Here is a 13,988-nt window from a genome sequence, read left to right on the forward strand (position 1 = left end):
GTAGAGGCTCAACCTTTTCTTATTGCTGGCGTCCGTTTTTTTTAAAAACGCGATCGCATCTCTTCGGAATACGGAAGGTGACTGACGTCCCTTCATGCTGTTCGCTTACTACAACAAGGCCTTCGCCGTACAGCTGCTTCAACCGGCGGTCGATATTGAGCAAACCGATGCCCCCGCTCTTGCTCGTCCGCTTCGTCAATAACGACTGAAGCTTCTCTTTCTCCATACCGACGCCATCGTCGATGATCGACACCTCGGTGAAGTCATCGTTGTAAACGATGCGAATGCAAACCGTACCTCCGCGCGAACGTTTAAGAATGCCATGAATGAGCGCATTTTCCACTAGCGGCTGGATAGAGAGCGGCGGCAGATCTAACGTTTGCTGCTCATCCGCTTCCCAGATGACATTCAGCCTCTCGTCGAACCTTTCTTTCTCGATGTATAAGTAGGATCTTACAAGCTCAAGCTCATGCGCAAGCGGGACAACATGATCGGCATTGTTGAAGTTGAAGCTCTTATTCAAATATTCGCCGAACATATGGAGCAAATTACGCATGCGATCGACATCGATATCGATAAGCGCGGAGATCGAGTTCAGCGTATTGAATAGAAAATGCGGCTGAATCTGCGCTTGCAGCCAAGCTGCCTCAAGGCGGAGCCGGTCGGCAATCGATTGCTGCAGATCGGTTAGCGCGCTGACGCGAGAACGCAATTCGAGCGCGTCTACGGGTTTGATCACGTAGTCGCTTGCGCCGGCCTTGAAGCCTGCGGCTATGTCATCTGGCTGCGTACGGGCGGTGAGCAGCAGAATCGGCAGCTCCGAGAGCGAGAAGCGCTCTCGGATAATGGCAGTAAGCTCATAGCCGGACATCTCCGGCATCATGACATCCGTTATGACGAGCTGATAGAAGCCGCGGTCCAGCAATTCGAGCGCTTCCTTGCCGCTAGTTGCCGTAACGAGATGGAAGCGGTCGCTAGGCAGCAGGATCTGGAGCACTTTTAAGTTAACGGGATCGTCATCGACTGCAAGGATGCGCGGCAGTGTTTCCGCAGCAGGATCGGCAACCTCTGAGGCCATTGTCTCGGCTCCTGCCGCCGTTTCCTTCGCAGCGGCGTAAGTCCCTGAATTCTCGCCCGTCAACGGCGCAGAAGGTTCGGCCGGCTCCTCCGACTTACGTGCCAGCGGCATTGTAAAGCTGAAAGCAGAGCCTTGTCCGGGAACCGAGGCGACGCTTAGTTTGCTTCCTTGAAGCTCAACGAGCTGCTTGCAAATATTAAGCCCTAGACCGATGCCTCCGCCCCTTGACGTGATGCTCGAATCGCCTTGCTCGTAGGGAAGAAATATTTTATCAATCGTTTCGCTGCCGATACCGATGCCAGTATCCGAGACAACGATACGGGCATCTCCGCCTTCAACGGAGGCACGGATCGTAATGCTTCCTTCGTTCGTATATTTAACTGCATTATGGACCAGATTGCTTAAGATCTGTACGAGCCTATTCTCGTCCGCATATACAGCCGGCAAGGACTTTGGTATGTCCAGCTTGAAATCAATCGGCTTGCCTTCTGTCATGAACCGAAGCATATCGAATACGCTTGTTGCAATCGGTTGAAGCTGAATATTGTCCGGTTGGAGCCGTATCCGATGCTCTTTCAGACGTGTTAGGTCAAGCAAATCGGTTAACAGATGCGACATGCGGCGGCCGATCGTTATGAGCAGCTCCAGATCGCGAGGGTGGTTCGCGTTAGAGGCAGCACTGTGGCTTTCCTGAACAGACCTGGCAATATTTATCATGGCATGGAGCGGATTGCGAAGCTCATGAGAGGTGTTCGCAAGAAAGTCGTCCTTCATCTTGTCGGCCATTAGCAAGCTGTTAGCCAGCTTCGCATTCTGTTCGTTCGTTCGGAGAAACCGCTTCAGCCAGAATGCAGCGAATAAAATGACAGCCAAAAGGATGTCGATCGGATAATACGTATTGGGCAACAGTCCCCATGACTTAAAGGCGCTCCAGAACATATTGGAAACGATGGCAGCAGCCGATAACAGGAAGAACACGGCATCGCTTTCACCTAGAATAATATTCCGCATAATGATGATTGTGACGATACATGCGGGAATGAACAGAAGCAGCAAAATCCAGTAAGCCGTATACATTACATATTGCACAGGCATGGTGAGTACGAATAGAACATAAATGCCGCACAATGCGGCGATAATCCGTAAAGCTCGCGATAGGTTATAGTTCGGAAACAGGTTCATTGCGAATAACATCATGAAGGCGCTAATCCCTGTATAGGCCATGAGTATGAGCTTGGCATTCCATATATAGCTTATCGAAGTCCAGGAGACCAGCAGCTTATCGTCATCGACCAGTATGGACAAGATCGTACTGAGCAGAAAGAATACGAAATAAAGAATGCCTTTATGTCTTGTCTTGAACAGGTACAAAATGGCAGCGTACAACGCATGCACCAGCAGCATGACGCATACGACAATCTGCATGCTGACTGAGAGCGAGCTCTGTTTGTCCATAGCGGCATCGGTGCCAAATTTAATCGAATTGTTAATTCCGCCCCCGCTTCCGTAATCATAATGCGCCACTTGTACGAGAATGTCCAGCACTGCGTTCTCGGCGATGAAGGATACGGTTGCCGGCGGATTATACGCTTGGAATCGTTCGACGGACTCGGCAGGATGTCCTCGTTCGACAATTGTATGACCGTTCACGATGACTTTGAAGGCGGACAGCACACGCGATAAACGCATCGCATACAGGTGGTTATCCTCGTCATTCAATAGAACCTTAAGACGATAAGTACCGTAATAATAAGAGGACTTGCTGTCCTCGGACTCTTCCTTAGCCAAATAAGCATTCCAAATGCCCGGCACGGGTATATAATTTGGTTGCGGAAGGCTATCCATTGCCAATGCCTCCTCCGGCGTCAGCAGAGCATTCGGATAGAAAGCCCATTCGCCGTCCAGCGTAATCGGGTGCGATTGCGAAAGAGGCAGATCCCGCAGGTCGAGCACGCCATTTATTGCCTTAGGATGCTCGGGTATCGCAAACAGGCTTAAGTACAGCATTCGTATGCCGGACAGCGCCAATAGAAAAAGTACTAATAGGAGTAGTAGTTGTATTCGTTTTGTCATCATTCCTATTGTTTCGACAGGGAGGGCCTGGATTCCTGTTTGCTGCGCGGCACTATGACGCTGGATTAGTATATTAGAAAAGTAGATGAGGAGCGAAAACAATGGAGCTTGGATTGAGAGGCAAGGCGGCTATCGTTACGGGCGGCAGTAAAGGAATCGGACTGGCAACAGCCATGCTGCTCGCTTCCGAAGGAGCGGAGGTTGCCATTGTCGCAAGAGACAGCAGCGGCCTTGCTGCTGCGGCAGGAGAAATCGCAGCGAAGACCGGCAAGTCGGTGCTAACGATCAGCGCGGACGTTTCGCAGCCGGAAGCCGCTGCTCAAGCGGTATCGAGGACCGTAGAGAGGTTCGGGCGAATCGATATTCTCGTTAACAATGCGGGCACGTCTGCGGCGCGTCCGTTTGCTGATGTCGGCACGGATGCGTGGTCGGCCGATCTTGATCTGAAGCTGTTCGGAGCGATTCACTTCGCGCGCGAGGCACTGCCATATATGCGCGCCGCCGGACGCGGCGCAATCGTGAACGTGACGGCGATCGGAGGGAAGACGCCGGGGGCTTCGTCGCTGCCGACGTCCGTAAGCCGGGCGGCCGGGCTTGCCCTAACGAAGGCGATGAGCAAGGATCTCGCCGCGGATCATATTCGCGTCAACGCCGTATGCATCGGCCTCATCCGCAGCGAGCAGATCGAGCGGATGTGGCGAACGACGGCGCCCGAGCAGTCGTGGGAGCAATTCGCCGCCGATCCGAAGCATCGCATTCCGCTTGGGCGCATCGGCGAGGCGAGGGAAGCGGCGAACGTCATCGCCTTCCTCGTATCGGAAGCCGCTTCCTTCGTAACCGGAACGTCGGTCAACATCGATGGCGGAACCGCCTCCGTATTGTAAAGAATACCTATACTGGAATGATTCTAGTCATGTATACTGAGAAGAGATCTTAAGATCTGATTATTCGCTAGATTTCGACAAAAGCTTGGCAGATGTTTACGTAACCGAAATGAGGGCATACGATGGAGCACATACACGGATCATACGACAGTTTACTCGTTGTTTTCTCTTATATTATAGCGGTTGCGGCTTCTTATACAGCACTTGATTTAGCAGGCAGAGTAAGCAACGCCAAAGGCAGAAGCAGATTGGGCTGGCTGTCGTTCGGCGCGGCCATTATGGGCATGGGCATATGGTCGATGCATTTCGTCGGCATGCTCGCCTATTCGCTGCCGATCACCATTCGATATGATATTGTCATCGTATTCGCCTCCGTCGTTGCGGCGATTGCGGCCGCATTCATAGCGCTTTATGTCGTAGGCCGCAATCAATTGACGGTATCCCAGCTTCTTACAGGCGGATTATTGCTTGCCACTGGCATATCGACGATGCATTATGTCGGAATGGCGGCTATTTTAGTTGATTTATCCTACGATCCGCCGATGTTCGCGTTATCGGTAGCGATTGCGATCGTGGCGTCGATCGCGGCGCTGTGGCTATCTTTTTATTTTCGCGGGGGCAAGGCTAGCAACGCGGGCTGGAAGAAGCTGGGCAGCGGTATTATTATGGGAGCGGCTATTGTGGGGATGCATTATACGGGCATGTTCGCGACGCACTTCCATCCGAACAACAGGACGCCATTCTCGATCGGCATTATCCTTGATCAGGAGCTGCTTGGTTATCTGATCGTCGGCGGGACGTTGTTCACACTCGGATTATCGTTATTCGGCATTGTCATTTCCAAGCGATTGAACATTAAGGATACGGCATTGGAGGAAAGCGAGAAATGGTATAAGTCCTTATACGATAATAATCTGGACGGTATCGTTTCAGTCGATCTGAACTATCAAGTCACAGGCTTTAATGAAGCTGCGCTACATATTACGGGTCTGACGAAGGAGCGGGTGCTGGGCAAGCCGATATCCGAGCTTGTCTCAGTAATAGCCGAAGCGGATCGCGTCAAGACGAGCGAAATGTTCTTTCATGCGTTCGAGGGGCTGCGTTCTACGCATGATACGACCCTAATTAAGGACGGCGAAGCCGTTATGCTGACCGTAACGATTGTTCCCGTTATTATCGAGGGAAGCGTTGCCGGCAGCTATATAATTTTCAAGGACATTACGGACGAGAAGCAGGCGGAGCAGAGGATTCATCATCTGGCGTTTCACGATGAGCTGACCGGTCTGCCGAACCGCCGCAAGTTTAACCAGGCGATTGGCGAATGGATTGAAGCCCGAAGCGCAAGCCGCCTGCCGTTCGCCGTTATGGTCCTGGATATCGATCGGTTCAAAATGATCAACGATTCGCTTGGCCATACGTATGGCGACATCTTCCTGCAGGAATTGACGAACCGTATTCACTCGAGCCTGGAAGGGCAGGATGTGATGCTCGCACGTATGGGGGGAGACGAATTTACCATTCTATGCCGCAACTGTTCCGAAGAGGCGGAGATTATCGAGCTGGCGGAACGTATCATTCACTCGATTCAAATCCCATATCGGTTAATGGACAATGACTTCTACGTGTCGGCAAGCGTCGGCATAGCCCTGTTCCCTCAACATGGACAAAATGCTGCCGAATTGCTTAAAAATGCCGATACGGCGATGTACGAAGTGAAGAAGAAGGGGAAAAACGGCTATTTGTTTTTCTCGCATGAGCTGGATGCTCTTCTTCAGCAGAAGATCGAGCTGGAAGGCGATCTGCGCAAGGCGGTAGAGAACGGCGAGCTGCTGCTCCACTATCAGCCGCAGATTAGAACGTCCGATAACGAGATGATCGGCGTCGAGGCGCTTGTTCGTTGGCAGCATAAGGAAAAAGGGCTGCTGCCGCCGGGAACGTTCATTCCAATCGCCGAGGAGACGGGCATTATATACGAGATCGGAACCTGGGTGCTTCGCGAAGCATGCAGCCAGATGCGCAAGTGGCACTTGGCAGGCGGGCCGCTCATACCCGTTGCGGTCAATCTGTCGTCGCAGCAGTTCCATCAGCCCGACTTGGCAGGGTATGTCAAAAATATTTTGGACGAAGTCGGCTTGGAGCCGCATTTTCTGGAGCTTGAAATTACGGAGAGCATGATGATGGATGCAACGTTGTCGGCCGATATAATGAAGCGTCTGAACGAATACGGCGTTCGCATCAGTCTGGATGACTTCGGTACAGGCTACAGCTCGCTTAGTTATCTGAAAATGTTCCCGATCCAAAAGCTTAAGATCGACCGCTCCTTCATACGGGACATTACGAATAGCGGCAACGATCAGGCGATCGTCGCCACGATTATCGCTATGGCGCAAAATATGAATATGGAAGTTATCGCGGAGGGCATCGAGACAAAGGCTCAACTTGACATATTGACGGACAAGGATTGTCGGAAAATACAGGGCTACTACTTCAGCAAGCCGTTATCGGCTGCCGACGTGGAACAGTCATTCTTCAAGCCGCAGCGCTCTAATGCCGAGCTCTCCTTATCGGACTCGTGATAAGCGTCGACGCAGCTCCGACAGATGCATGATTTTCCACGCAGATGGGGAGGAACGAGCGCTATCAGTCCGTCGGGAATAGAGACATGGAAGCACCAACAGGCGCTGCCGCTTTCATTGATTGAGGATGTCGCAACGCCGCAATGATTGGGTTGACCGCAGATAGGACAATTCATAGGCGGTAAAACCTCCGTTCTTATTGCAATATGTTCATAGGCGAAAAGTGGCTGACGGGCGTCTTGCTCCCGAACAGCCACTTTTTTTGTCTCGTTATTCGGCGTTGAGTACAAATTTCTCTATGACGTGACGAACGCCTTCCTCGTTATTCGAGAAAGTGACGTAGTCGGCAATTTCTTTCAACGAATCGATCGCGTTGCCCATTGCGACGCCAAGACCGGCAGCGGTAATCATCTCGTTATCGTTCCAAGCATCGCCCATCGCGATCGTTTGGTCCATCGTGCAGCCGAGATGCTCGGCCATGAAACGAAGGGCATGTCCTTTCGTGCCCTCCTTATGCATAAACTCCAGATAATGAGCCTTCGATTTCGTAATATGGACGCGGTCGCCGATAAGCGGGCGAAGCTGCTCCGCGACGACGTCGAGTTTGGCGGGATCGTCGATAATGAGCATTTTGTTAAGCGGCCGATCGATTAACTTATCGAAGTCAGGCTCGATTTTGTAAGGAATGTTAGAAAGCTTGGAATACGCTTTGATTTTATCGTTGTCCTCCGTCCCGTACAGCTCGTCATTGACGTACAGCTGCAGATGAAGACCGTTTTCCTGCACGAATCGGTATAGCTCCTTAGCTGCATCGGTTGGCACGTTGCGCTCATATAAAACGGTGCCGCCCAGCAGCGTTTTGACGAGGGCGCCCTGATACGTAATAATAGGAACATTGAGCTCAACCTGCTTGGCGATCTTCACAGCGGAAGAATACATGCGGCCCGTAGCGAGCGTAACCGTTACGCCTTGCGCGATCGCAGCGGCCATGGCGCTCTTCGTTCCTTCCGTCACGATGAGTTCGTCGGTCAGCAGCGTATCGTCTACATCAATTGCAATTAGCTTATACATAATAGCGGTAAAGCTCCTCTCTAACCTCTTTCTATTGTTAACCTTGATTGTAACGAAAATAAACCGATCATTCAACGCTTATGCGGCAAGCTTATCCACATAACCTGAAGGGATGTCATCACATGAACATTTTTACCTCTAATGCAGCGAAACAACGATTTATTGCGCTATGCGCGCTTGGGGCGGTACTGTGCGCGGCTATCGGGTTCGCGATTGGACTCCTATGGACGGGCATTCGTTATCCCATGCTGCGGGAGCCGGGCTTTCAGCAGTTCGCCGCATCGTATGACAGAGTCATTAGCGACTACTTGAACGGCGCAGAGCCGAAGCAACTGCTGGACGGGGCAGCCGAAGGCATGGTCGCAGCGCTGGAAGATCCGTATTCGAGTTATATGACCGGAGAGAAGGGAGATGCGTATACACAATCTTACGAGGGGCAATTCTATGGAATCGGGGCGGAAATTCGCGTCGAGGAAGATCAATATGTCATTAGCGGCTTGACGAAGGGCGCTCCGGCCGAGCGCGGAGGACTGCTGCCCGGCGACATCATAACGGCAATCGACGGTCAGGCGGCGAAAGGCAAAGACTTTCAAGAGCTGCTGGCTCTCGTGAGAGGGGAAGAAGGGACGTCCGTCGTCGTGAAGGTCGTTCGGGGCAGCGATTCCAAGCCGATCGAAGTATCGTTGAAGCGGGAGGCAATACCGGTACATACGGTCACATCGAAGCTGCTTGAGGGCGGGATAGGGCATGTGACGATTAGCCGCTTCGCTGATATGACGGGGGAGGAGTTCAAGACCGAGCTTGGCAAGCTGCAGCAGGATAAACCGCTAAAAGGGCTGCTGCTCGATCTTCGCTCCAACCCTGGCGGCTTGCTTAAGCCAACCATTGAGATCGCGAACATGCTTATTCCCGACGGCAAAGCGATATTGGACGTCGTGTACAAGGACGAGCGCCAGATTATTACGTATAAGTCCCGCCAAGAGAAGGAATGGACGATCCCCATTGCGGTGCTCGTGAACGGACAGTCGGCCAGCGCAAGCGAAGTGCTGACTGCCGCATTGAAGGAATCGGCTGGAGCAACCGTCATTGGAGAGCAGACATACGGCAAAGGCGTCGTTCAGGCGTTCAAGCAATTCGCCGACGGCTCTGTCCTTAGCTTGACCGAAGCCCAGTGGAAGACGCCGGGCGGAGCGTGGATCAACAAAAAGGGCGTAACGCCGGATCATGTTGTCTCGCTGCCGGCGTATGCAAGTTTAAGACCGCTTGCGATCGGAACGGCCATGAAGATCGGCAGCTACGGCGAAGATGTTCATACGCTGCAGCTCGTGCTGCAGGAGCTTGGTTACGGACCGGCAGGCGTGGAGGGCTACTATGACGAGCAGACTGCCGCCGCCATGAAGAAGTTCCAAGCGGCTGAGAAGCTGGAGTCGACGGGGCAGTTCAACGATAAGAGCGGTTATCAATTGCTGCAGAGGCTGAGAGAGAAGCTTGACCGCGAGGATCCGCAGCTGCTCAAAGGGGTAGAAGTGCTGAAGGGCCAAGGCGCGTAGAGCTGGCTGACGCCAGTCTTTCGCTTAAGTTTGCAGGCTTGAGCATACAAGCCGATGAATTTCGCTGTTGACAACGGGAGTGATAATCATTATCATCAATAAGAGATGATTACACCGTGGCGGCGAGAGGTGACTGATGTGAAGAAGATCAAGTATTGCAAGCGTAATTTCAGACACGGCCTGAAGCCGATCTATAAGGCGATGAAGGATAAGTATCCCGATATCAAGCAGAAGAAGAGCGATTGTCTAGGCAATTGCAAAACCTGCAAGCTTGAATGCTTCGTCGTCGTTAAGTCCAAAACGATCACCGCGCCATCGGCAGACCAGCTCTATAAGAGACTAAAAAAAATGATCGGTTAAATACAATCATACGTCGCCATTCTTTAGCATTTGTTGCCAAAGGATGGCGACAGCTGTCTCCGCTTGTGTTAGAATAAGTACAATCTAGTGAAGAGAGGTGCGTTACGCCAATGAAGGACAATTTAGCAGAAGCATTAAACGAACAAATGAACTTTGAATTTTACTCCGCCCATGTGTACCTAGCAATGGCGGCGTATTGCTCTGCCGAGAACTTGGAAGGCTTTGCGAATTTTTTCCTTGTACAAGCCGAGGAAGAACGTTTTCACGCAATGAAAATATACAAGTTTTTGAATGACCGCGGACGCCGTGCGACGATAACCGCTCTCGGCGAGCCGAAAAACGATTACAAATCCGTTCTCGATACGTTCGAGGCCGGATACGGTCATGAGCAGCAAAATACGCAGCGCTTCTACAACCTGTCGGATCTTGCGATGAACGATCGCGAGCATGCGACGATCAACTTCTTGAAGTGGTTCATCGACGAGCAGGTCGAAGAGGAAGCGTTGTTCGATAACATCATTCATAAGCTGAAGCGTATCGAGAAAGACAGCAACGCTTTCTATATGCTCGATGCGGAGTTCGCACAGCGTTCGTTCACGCCTCCAACTGGCGAGTAAGAGTTAGCGCAAAAACAAAGGGCTGTTCCAGGAGGTCGTCCATGACCTTCCGGAACAGCCCTTCGTTCATTATAGGAGTCCGTTAGATTTTAATCGCATTTGGAAGCCGTTTCGGCCCTTTGCGCATCGGGCTTTTGCATAGCGGGCATTCGCGCTGCTCCGCCTGCGCATCCTCGTACGTAATGATTCGCTGCCAAACTTTGCAGCTATCGCTTGAACACATCCAGGCAAGCGCCAATTCACCGCGTTCCTGACTATCATCTGCTTCTTCGCTTTCGGGTTGGAAGGCAGACAGAACGAATCTGGACAGTTCGGCGGGCTTGCCATGGTACACGGCCGGTGAGCTTATATAGAGCTGCTCCTGCGCTCTGGTGACGGCGACATACGCAAGCCGCCGTTCTTCCTCCAGCGCCTCTGCCCCCGTGTCTTCGCCCGTCTGCGCCGCGCTGCGGTCGCTTCGCTTATCGGCGGTTAGTGCGGAAGCGTGCGGCAATATGCCCTCCGACGCCCCGAGGAGAAAGACGGCTGGAAATTCGAGTCCCTTCGATTTATGAATCGACATCATCGAGATCGTGCTGCGTTTCGGCGCATTATGATTCTTCTTCAACTGCGCAGCGGAGGCATGCTTGTCTGTAATATCGTCGATATAACCGAGAAAAGCCTCAATCGTTTCATGTGCCTGCGCGGCCGATTCCAGCTCGTCGACGACCTCCTTAATCCCTTCCTTATGCTCGGTAAGGACGCTTTGCTTGCCCGTCTCCAAATACTGGTCGTAGAACGATTGCCGCAGTACGGCAATAGCAGCCTGCGGCTTAAGCTCGGTGAGCGTCTTCAGCAGCTTGATGCGCTCCTTGATCTTGTCCTTCTGAAATTCTTTCAAGGCCGGGTAGTCAAGCAAATGAATAAGCGGCCATTTCTTGGCCCGTTCCTTGTCCTGATTCCAGATGAACGCCATCGCTTGCTCGCGGTTCACGTACAACGTCTGGAGCATCGCTTCGATCGCGTCGAAGTTGCGGCGGTCCAGCACGAGCCGCAGATGGGCAAGCAGCGGCTTGACAGCCCAATTGTCGTAGAACAGTTGGCCGTCGCCGAAGTCGACGAAGGGCAATTGCCGGATCAGCAGCTGCTCCACGAGCGCCCGGCTGCTGCTGGCTGTCCGGTATAACACGGCGAAGTCGCCGAAGGAGCGTGCGCCTTGCTCCTGCTGCTGCGCAATCGTATTCGCGATGAGCACAGCTTCTTCCTGCGTCGTCTTGACACGGGCATAGGAGGGTGGCTCGCCCTTAGGCTTCACGACATGCAAAGTCTTCGGCTTGCGAAGCTTGTTACGGCGGATGATCGCATTGCCAAGACCGACGATGGCAGCGGTCGAGCGATAATTAATATCGAGAACGATCATCGCAGCACCCGGATATTGCTGCTCGAAGTTCAAGATATAGTCGTTGCGGGCGCCGTTGAACGAATAGATCGTCTGATCGTCGTCGCCAACGACCATTAGATTGCGATGGCCGGCGGCAAGCAGCTTCACGATGGCGTACTGTACCTCGTTCGTATCCTGGAATTCGTCGATCATGATATATCGGAAGCGTTGCTGCAACGAGTCTAGCAGCGCTTTGTCGTTCGAGAGCAGGCGATACGCTTCGAGCAGCAGGTCGTCGAAGTCGAAGCGATCCGTTTCCTTCTTCCATAGCTCGTATCTCGTAAACAGCACCTTCAGCTCGCGTTCCTCCGAGGTAGTCTCCGGCAGCTCGCTCACGTCGATCATTTGCAGCTTCACCGCGGACAACTGGGCAAGCAGCGTCTCCGGCTCGTATTCGCGAGTCAGCGTATGCGCGAGCTCCCGCATCAGCCGCTTGAAGAAGACAAGCTTCTGGCTTGTCTCGCTAAGAATCGATTGCCGGAAGCCGCTCCCACGAAGCAACTGAAGGCAGAAAGAGTGGAAGGTGCGCGCCTCGATGCCGCCCGCCGCCTGCGGAGGAATGACAGGCAGAGAGCGTATGCGGTTTTTCATTTCGTCGGCAGCCTTCTTGGAGAAGGTCATAAGCAGCACCCGCTGCGGCTGCACGCCGCGCAGCGCAACCAGATAGGCGGTGCGGCAGACGAGCACCGACGTCTTGCCTGAGCCGGCGCCCGCAAGCGTTAGCGCCGGGCCGGCATCGTGGCGCACGGCGGCGATTTGCGGCCGGTTGAGCGAGATGCCATGCCGCTCCAGCGCGCGGAAGAAGCCGGCGTCCGCCTCCTTGCCGACGACGAGCTGAACGCTCGTATCGGCTTCAGCGCGGTCGGCAACGGGAATGGAACTATTTTGAATCCCAATCGGGTAAGAATAATAGGTAAGACTCATGATCAATCACCTTCGTCGACAATATATAGACCATCATAGCAGATGGCATAAGTTTTCGACTAGCTTAATGATTCATTGCAAAAAGGAGTTGTTCAAGACAGTAAAGCCGGTCCTGCTTACCGGCCTTGCAACCCTCGTCATCGGATTTGAGTTTAGTATGTTTAACGTAGTAAGCTAGGGCGGAGAGTCAATGGGGGAGAAGTGTATTATTTGAAAGTTCACAAATGGATGTTTGCATCTCTTAGCGTTGCAGTTAGCCTAATCGTTTTATTGAACGCGGATGTATTAATGAATTGGATTAATGAAGATAAAGACGGAGGCTTCATCATTGTCTTTGTGCTTGTTGTAATACTAGCCGCTGTTCCAGGCATTCCGTTCGGATTAGTTGGCGGAGTAATCGGAGCGAAGTATGGTCTATTGTGGGGTAGTCTGATCAACATAGCCGCCTCGACGCTAGCTGCCGCGTTGATTTACTTTTTATTTCGTTATTTACTGAATAATCTCGGAACAGTATGGGCGGAAAGAAGTACCTCGTTTCGGAAAATGAATACGTTTATTAAAAACCATTCATTCTGGTCGTTGTTAATTGCACGAATGATTCCCATTATGCCGGCATCGCTTATCAATATGTATGCTGGCGTATTCGGTCTGCCTTTCCCGATATTTATATTGTCGACCCTGATTGGCAAAATTCCCATCATGCTTATATTTGCTTATGTTGGGGTCAATATGCACTCTGGTTCCGGGGAATGGATGACCGTCCTTGTCATTTATGCTCTATGTTTGCTTATCATTTATGCGTTGTATCGATTGCTTAACTATAAAAGACGGTAATTAGTATCCGTACTAAGATCATTTTAGATAACATGTAAAATCTTTGACGGATATATATAGGGTATGACCGTATGGTATTATATAAGAAGGAGGCGGATTTAAATGAGCGAACAAACGGATCTCGTAGAACCAACCTCTCATGAAGGTTCTTCATGTTGCGGGGCAGAGGAGTCAGAGAGAAAGAGCCATCATTCGGAGAAGGATAAAAAAAATTTAGTTACACGTCTTAATCGGATAGAAGGTCAAATTCGCGGCGTAAAAGGAATGATCGAAAAGGATACGTATTGCGACGATGTGTTGAATCAAATTGCCTCCATTCAATCTTCATTAAACAGCGTAGGGAAACTTTTGCTTGAACATCATATGAAAAGTTGTGTCATCGAACGTCTGCAGGATGGGGATACTGAAGTCCTTGCTGAATTGCTGACTACGATGAACAAGTTAATCAAATAAAGGTAAAGGGGCGAGTGGTAAGAAAGTAAGATTGAGCAGCAGAAATGCTGCTTTTTTTGATAAGTAAAAATACATTACGGGGGTATCGTAAAAAACTGTTGACTAATTATAGGGTAGGGGGGTATACTAAGTTTAAGAAAAGGATGGC

General features: G+C 51.6%; 11 protein-coding genes. 7 read left to right on the top strand and 4 right to left on the bottom strand.

Going from position 1 to position 13,988, the window contains the following annotated elements:
* Positions 1-19: 19 nt before the first annotated feature.
* Complete coding sequence (locus J2T14_RS15485) at positions 20-3,154, bottom strand: hybrid sensor histidine kinase/response regulator (protein ID WP_307472155.1); 3,135 nt, start codon at positions 3,152-3,154, stop codon at positions 20-22.
* A gap of 98 nt (positions 3,155-3,252) precedes the next feature.
* On the opposite strand from J2T14_RS15485, the gene J2T14_RS15490 reads away from it, so the two are divergent.
* Together J2T14_RS15490 and J2T14_RS15495 are read left to right on the top strand one after the other, a co-directional pair.
* A complete protein-coding gene (locus tag J2T14_RS15490) occupies positions 3,253-4,035 on the top strand; it encodes an SDR family NAD(P)-dependent oxidoreductase (RefSeq protein ID WP_307200805.1) in 783 nt (260 codons plus the stop codon).
* A gap of 122 nt (positions 4,036-4,157) precedes the next feature.
* On the top strand, positions 4,158-6,611 hold the full coding sequence (locus J2T14_RS15495) for a bifunctional diguanylate cyclase/phosphodiesterase (protein ID WP_307472157.1): 2,454 nt from the start codon (positions 4,158-4,160) through the stop codon (positions 6,609-6,611).
* Here the strand turns inward: J2T14_RS15495 and J2T14_RS15500 are convergent.
* Together J2T14_RS15500 and J2T14_RS15505 are read right to left on the bottom strand one after the other, a co-directional pair.
* A complete protein-coding gene (locus J2T14_RS15500) occupies positions 6,518-6,787 on the bottom strand; it encodes a cysteine-rich CWC family protein (RefSeq protein ID WP_307200801.1) in 270 nt (89 codons plus the stop codon). The two genes, J2T14_RS15495 and J2T14_RS15500, sit on opposite strands and share 94 nt — an antisense overlap.
* Positions 6,788-6,881: 94 nt before the next feature.
* Positions 6,882-7,682 carry a Cof-type HAD-IIB family hydrolase gene (locus tag J2T14_RS15505; protein ID WP_307200799.1) on the bottom strand — a complete coding sequence of 267 codons (801 nt, stop codon included), beginning with the start codon at positions 7,680-7,682 and terminating at the stop codon, positions 6,882-6,884.
* Between the two features lie 122 nt (positions 7,683-7,804).
* Between J2T14_RS15505 and J2T14_RS15510 the strand changes: the two genes are divergently transcribed.
* The 3 genes from J2T14_RS15510 (at position 7,805) to J2T14_RS15520 (ending at position 10,209) form a co-directional block, all read left to right on the top strand.
* A complete protein-coding gene (locus J2T14_RS15510) occupies positions 7,805-9,232 on the top strand; it encodes a S41 family peptidase (RefSeq protein ID WP_307472160.1) in 1,428 nt (475 codons plus the stop codon).
* A gap of 138 nt (positions 9,233-9,370) precedes the next feature.
* Entirely contained in the window at positions 9,371-9,592 is a 222-nt protein-coding gene (locus tag J2T14_RS15515; RefSeq protein ID WP_307200795.1) for a DUF1450 domain-containing protein, read from the top strand.
* Positions 9,593-9,702: 110 nt separating this feature from the next.
* Positions 9,703-10,209: a ferritin gene (locus J2T14_RS15520; RefSeq protein ID WP_307200793.1), complete on the top strand. Its 507-nt coding sequence runs from the start codon at positions 9,703-9,705 to the stop codon at positions 10,207-10,209.
* 82 nt (positions 10,210-10,291) lie between these two features.
* On the opposite strand, the gene J2T14_RS15525 is transcribed toward J2T14_RS15520, so the two are convergent.
* Positions 10,292-12,553 carry a UvrD-helicase domain-containing protein gene (locus tag J2T14_RS15525; protein WP_307472162.1) on the bottom strand — a complete coding sequence of 754 codons (2,262 nt, stop codon included), beginning with the start codon at positions 12,551-12,553 and terminating at the stop codon, positions 10,292-10,294.
* A gap of 201 nt (positions 12,554-12,754) precedes the next feature.
* Here J2T14_RS15525 and J2T14_RS15530 point away from each other — a divergent pair, with 201 nt between their 5' ends.
* Both J2T14_RS15530 and J2T14_RS15535 read left to right on the top strand, forming a co-directional pair.
* Positions 12,755-13,387: a TVP38/TMEM64 family protein gene (locus tag J2T14_RS15530; protein WP_307472164.1), complete on the top strand. Its 633-nt coding sequence runs from the start codon at positions 12,755-12,757 to the stop codon at positions 13,385-13,387.
* A gap of 102 nt (positions 13,388-13,489) precedes the next feature.
* Positions 13,490-13,840, top strand: a complete 351-nt coding sequence (locus J2T14_RS15535; RefSeq protein WP_307472166.1) for a metal-sensitive transcriptional regulator — start codon at positions 13,490-13,492, stop codon at positions 13,838-13,840.
* Positions 13,841-13,988: the final 148 nt, after the last annotated feature.

It is taken from the genome of Paenibacillus harenae, from assembly GCF_030812415.1.
GTDB lineage: Bacteria > Bacillota > Bacilli > Paenibacillales > Paenibacillaceae > Pristimantibacillus > Pristimantibacillus harenae_A.

What these genes read in the sequence shown, in the direction of transcription:
- J2T14_RS15505 (WP_307200799.1), bottom strand. Translation starts at nt 7,682, where the DNA reads ATGTATAAGCTAATTGCAATTGATGTAGACGATACGCTGCTGACCGAC.
- J2T14_RS15500 (WP_307200801.1), bottom strand. Translation starts at nt 6,787, where the DNA reads ATGAATTGTCCTATCTGCGGTCAACCCAATCATTGCGGCGTTGCGACA.
- J2T14_RS15495 (WP_307472157.1), top strand. Translation starts at nt 4,158, where the DNA reads ATGGAGCACATACACGGATCATACGACAGTTTACTCGTTGTTTTCTCT.
- J2T14_RS15485 (WP_307472155.1), bottom strand. Translation starts at nt 3,154, where the DNA reads ATGATGACAAAACGAATACAACTACTACTCCTATTAGTACTTTTTCTA.
- J2T14_RS15525 (WP_307472162.1), bottom strand. Translation starts at nt 12,553, where the DNA reads ATGAGTCTTACCTATTATTCTTACCCGATTGGGATTCAAAATAGTTCC.
- J2T14_RS15520 (WP_307200793.1), top strand. Translation starts at nt 9,703, where the DNA reads ATGAAGGACAATTTAGCAGAAGCATTAAACGAACAAATGAACTTTGAA.
- J2T14_RS15535 (WP_307472166.1), top strand. Translation starts at nt 13,490, where the DNA reads ATGAGCGAACAAACGGATCTCGTAGAACCAACCTCTCATGAAGGTTCT.
- J2T14_RS15510 (WP_307472160.1), top strand. Translation starts at nt 7,805, where the DNA reads ATGAACATTTTTACCTCTAATGCAGCGAAACAACGATTTATTGCGCTA.
- J2T14_RS15490 (WP_307200805.1), top strand. Translation starts at nt 3,253, where the DNA reads ATGGAGCTTGGATTGAGAGGCAAGGCGGCTATCGTTACGGGCGGCAGT.